The sequence below is a fragment of the Paenibacillus pabuli NBRC 13638 genome, from assembly GCF_001514495.1.
Classification (GTDB): Bacteria; Bacillota; Bacilli; order Paenibacillales; family Paenibacillaceae; genus Paenibacillus; species Paenibacillus pabuli.
In genome coordinates this window covers 1-4,238 of the sequence record NZ_BCNM01000052.1, presented here as the reverse complement: position 1 = coordinate 4,238, position 4,238 = coordinate 1, and the positions used below count along the sequence as shown (strand labels likewise).

3 protein-coding genes are annotated in these 4,238 nt (G+C 41.6%); 2 read left to right on the top strand and 1 reads right to left on the bottom strand.

Annotated features, from left to right (window positions below; all coding sequences use genetic code 11):
* Positions 1–289: 289 nt before the first annotated feature.
* Entirely contained in the window at positions 290–955 is a 666-nt protein-coding gene (locus tag PPA03S_RS31915) for a GntR family transcriptional regulator (RefSeq protein WP_062330048.1), read from the bottom strand.
* Between the two features lie 179 nt (positions 956–1,134).
* On the opposite strand from PPA03S_RS31915, the gene PPA03S_RS31910 reads away from it, so the two are divergent.
* The gene (locus PPA03S_RS31910) at positions 1,135–1,668 is read left to right on the top strand and encodes a YbhB/YbcL family Raf kinase inhibitor-like protein (RefSeq protein ID WP_062330047.1); all 534 of its coding nucleotides are present in this window, start codon (positions 1,135–1,137) and stop codon (positions 1,666–1,668) included.
* Between the two features lie 435 nt (positions 1,669–2,103).
* Positions 2,104–3,507, top strand: a complete 1,404-nt coding sequence (locus PPA03S_RS31905) for an MFS transporter (RefSeq protein WP_062330046.1) — start codon at positions 2,104–2,106, stop codon at positions 3,505–3,507.
* The last annotated feature ends 731 nt before the right edge of the window (positions 3,508–4,238 follow it).

Below are 4,238 nucleotides of genomic sequence, written 5' to 3'. Positions count from 1 at the left end.
ACTTCCCTGCTTTTGTGAATTTCTAAGAGGTACTCTCGACACGATTGAACTAATTTGCCCGTTAGCTTAATAAAAAGAGCAGGATACCGAAGTACCTGCTCTTTTTATGTTTATTATTACACTATCGTTTGCCGTTAGCTTAATGGCTTGTAGTTACTCATTACAGTTTCTAACCTCTTCCGAGGAACTTAACTCGAAGAGGAGCCCACCTGAGTAAGTATACCCGTCCCTATCCAATTCCCCAGGTAATCGATAATTTTCGACGTAAACTTTTGATCTTATACACAAATTATTGTTTGTCAAATAAGACCTCTGCGGTTAGTTGAATGTGTGCTCTAAAGATCTGTGCAGCACGTTCACCATCGCGGCTAAGAACGGCATCTGTTAATGCCTTATGTTCAGCGAGTCCATCGCGAACTTGCTGTTGCGGGGGTGAACAATGTCGATAAAATTCGCTCAAATCCCAAAGGTTGCTGCAGATATCCAAGAGAACTGGATTAGGGCATGCGGCAATAAGCTCGTAATGAAATTGACGATGAATCTCAGACCATTCTTCGCGGACGACAAGCTTTTCATTCACTTCCTTGTACTCAGCCGTTTGCGATAGCTTGTGATGCACCGCAATTACATTAGATTCCCATGTAAGATCACCATAAGCGATGGATAGGCGTAAAGCTTCGGATTCATTGATTAACCTCGCTTGTATGATGTTGTTCAGTTCTTCTTCCGACGCCGTCTTTACTGAAAATCCGTGGTTAGGATTTTGCTGTACCAGACCCTGAGTCGCCAATCGCGTCAACGCTTCGCGAACAACGGCAACTGAGACTTCGAAACCTTTAGCTAATTCCGAAACTTTTAATGGAGAGCCTGGTTCATATTGTCCAGTCAAAATATCGGATTGTAGTTTCTTCCTGACATTCTCGCTTAAGGTGGACGAACCATTCCTTTTGGCCATGAAGCAGCACCTTCCTTCATGCACATTATAATTATACGTAATTGTATTTAGATAGTTTACACCGATTTCATTAAAAAACAAACATCAAATTCGATAATAAATAATTAAAACGATTATAGTTTACAGAATCGATTGTTTAATGTATTATCGAAAATGAAAATAAAAGGAGGTAATATACAATGAACAACAATCCATTTTCCAAATTGCCAGAAGTAGCAGTCTTTCAGTTGGAGAGTAATGACATTGCGGAGGGACATCCTCTACCGGCCCAGCATTATTCGGAGATGTCAACTCTAAAGGGAAGTAAAGATCTCTCACCCCATTTGAAGTGGTCGGGTGCACCCGAAGGGACAAAGAGTTTTGTCGTAACTGCATATGATCCGGACGCCCCAACTGGATCGGGGTTGTGGCACTGGGCAGTTATTAATATCCCTGCCAGCGTTACCGAGCTACCCACAGGCGCAGGCGACGAGCATTCCAGCGGTTTGCCTCAAGGCTCCCTGCAACTACCGAATGATTTGAGACTCGAACGCTTTATCGGTGCGGCGCCTCCAGCGGGACACGGTCCTCACCGATATTATTTTGTTGTTCATGCACTGGACGTCGAAAATATCAGTGTCGCCCCTAATTCCACGCCAGCTCTCCTTGGATTCACCATGCTGAGTCATACGTTGGGCAGAGCAGTTCTCATGGCAACAGGGGAAATCAAGTAAACCAAGAGGGTGAAGCATAGGAGAGAATGATATGAGAAATTCCGAGTATCTTATGCGTGTATGCACTTTCTTTTGCACACCACAAGGTTTGAAAAGCACGGTACTCCATGCAATGCGGAGTCGAGTACGGAGGAAGTGGTGAGACTGAACGAACAGCCGCATCATCATGTATGCCCCATTTGCCAGCAGCCAATTATAATTTTGAAACATACCATCATTTGCGGCTGTGGGAGCAAGATTAAATTTAAAATATATCCAGAAAAACTGAAAAGTCCTCATAATTGAGGACTTTTCAGTAAATTAGCGTTGAGCATCTCTGCCAGCGAAGGTTCTATTAGCTTGTCCGCTTAATCAGGTGAAACATTTTATCATCAAATGAATACAGGCTCGTTATTTCATCAATACCGTTTTATCCTATAGAAATGAGGCATTCCAATGCAAACCAATCATAGCGTTCAAAAAAATAAAGGAGAGTTATTACTTGGTTTACTTGTCTTTACACTCATAATATCCGTCATGAATGCAACCATGTTTAATATTGTACTCCCTAATATCAGTAAACAATTTCAAATTTCTTCATCGCAAGCGAGTTGGATCATCACAGGCTATATGATTGTGTACGCAATTGGCTCGGTAACTTACGGTAAATTGACAGACCAATACAGCTTGAAGAATTTGTTGACGTTTGGTCTGCTACTTTTTGCAATTGGGTCTGTCATCGGCTTAGTGGCTAGTGAATATTGGATGGTCATTGTGGGGCGAATTGTACAGGCAGCTGGAGCATCGGTCATTCCGGCGATTTCTATGATTGTACCGGTTCGTTACTTTACATCTGAAAGGCGCGGTCGTGCATTAGGTACCGTTGCCATCGGATTTTCACTTGGTTTGGCCATTGGTCCGATCATTGCCGGCGTGGTAAGCAGTACATGGAACTGGCGGGTACTATTTGTAATCTCGCTTTTATCCTTACTTACGTTGCCGATGTATCGGAAATATTTAGATGATGAAAAGGGAGCTGCCAGAAAAATGGATTATGTTGGCGGAGTACTTCTGGCCGGCACCGTAGCCATTTTGTTACTGGCTTTAACAAAAGGAAGTGTTTGGCTTGCCTTAGGGGGGACTCTTACTTTCATTTTTTTCGTACTACGTATACGCTATACTCCAAACCCATTCATAAACCCGGCCATATTTCGAAACAGACCGTTTTCATTCGGTCTAATTATTACTTTCGTCATGATCGGGATTGGCTTTGCCTTTCCATTCATTACACCTCAGCTACTTTCTGCTGTTAACCACTTGTCACCGGTTTTCATCGGAATAGTTATGTTGCCGTCATCTTTAATGGCCGCGCTTTTGGGTCGACGAGGTGGTAAATTAGCAGATGAAAAGGGAGATCGTTTCCTTGTGTTTACTGCAGCTGCACTTCTTATTATCGGTTTCATCTCTATGTCTTCAGTCGTTGGTATGTCGCCAGTATTTATTGCGATCTTTCTCATTTTTGGTATTCTTGGTCAATCGTTCATGCAAATTGCAATGTCAAACACTGTTTCACGTACACTCTCAAAAGAGAATATTGGCGTAGGGATGGGATTATTCTCGATGGTCACTTTTATTGCTACGGCTACATCAACAGCTGTTATCGGCAAGATACTAGATCTGGGCACATCGACCATTCACTTAAATCCGATACCACAAAATAGTGCGACTTTCGTATATAGCAATGTTTTCCTGACACTTCCCATTCTTATCGTTTTCGTAGCTGCATTATATTATGTCCAATTTGGGCGTACAGGTAAAATGGCTAAGGACGAAAAGATATATAGTGAACCAGTTACTTAGTAACGGTAATATAGAATGCTAGGTCAAATCGGGTTAGATAACATCGAAAATTAAAATCTAGCCGGCTTAATCAAAAAAATCTGGATGCCAGTTCATTTAAAGTTAATAAGAGACCTTCTTCTAGCTGAGAATATATAACTCTCAGGTTTTATGCTGTTCATGAGAATCATACTTATTACGCGAACCTCTTTAGATCGTTATTGATCAGTAATCTGAACAAGTTCTTGTCCTCTGACTCGGGACAAGAACTTGCACCTATTAAATAAATATGCTGCGACATAGCAACTTTCAATGGGACCAGATTGATATGGGCGATCATATTTAACCCTCGACAACTCCTCATTCTTTAAATGATAATACTTTATGGACTGTTCCGTATCGACGGATCTGCTTTCTGCATGATATCGAAGTGAATCTGACCAATGAAGGTTATTAGCTTGGACCATAAACCTGCCTTTGGCGTTTCGGCATTTCTTTAAAAAGTAGATGTCGGGTTGATTCTTTCTTCTACGATAAGCGTTCCTGCCTTTAGCTTAATAAAAAGAGGATGATACCGAAGTACCTGCTCATTAATGTGTATTCCCCTAACGCTTCCCGTTAATTTAATACACGATCCCTCGTACAACTAAACACGCCTATGAACCTTAACATTAAATTCTGTCATGGACGAAGTAACATACTCCATATAATTCACAGAGCCGTTAAAGTTCAAATAAGCCTCATAACGCATG

What these genes read in the sequence shown, in the direction of transcription:
- PPA03S_RS31915 (WP_062330048.1), bottom strand. Translation starts at nt 955, where the DNA reads ATGGCCAAAAGGAATGGTTCGTCCACCTTAAGCGAGAATGTCAGGAAG.
- PPA03S_RS31910 (WP_062330047.1), top strand. Translation starts at nt 1,135, where the DNA reads ATGAACAACAATCCATTTTCCAAATTGCCAGAAGTAGCAGTCTTTCAG.
- PPA03S_RS31905 (WP_062330046.1), top strand. Translation starts at nt 2,104, where the DNA reads ATGCAAACCAATCATAGCGTTCAAAAAAATAAAGGAGAGTTATTACTT.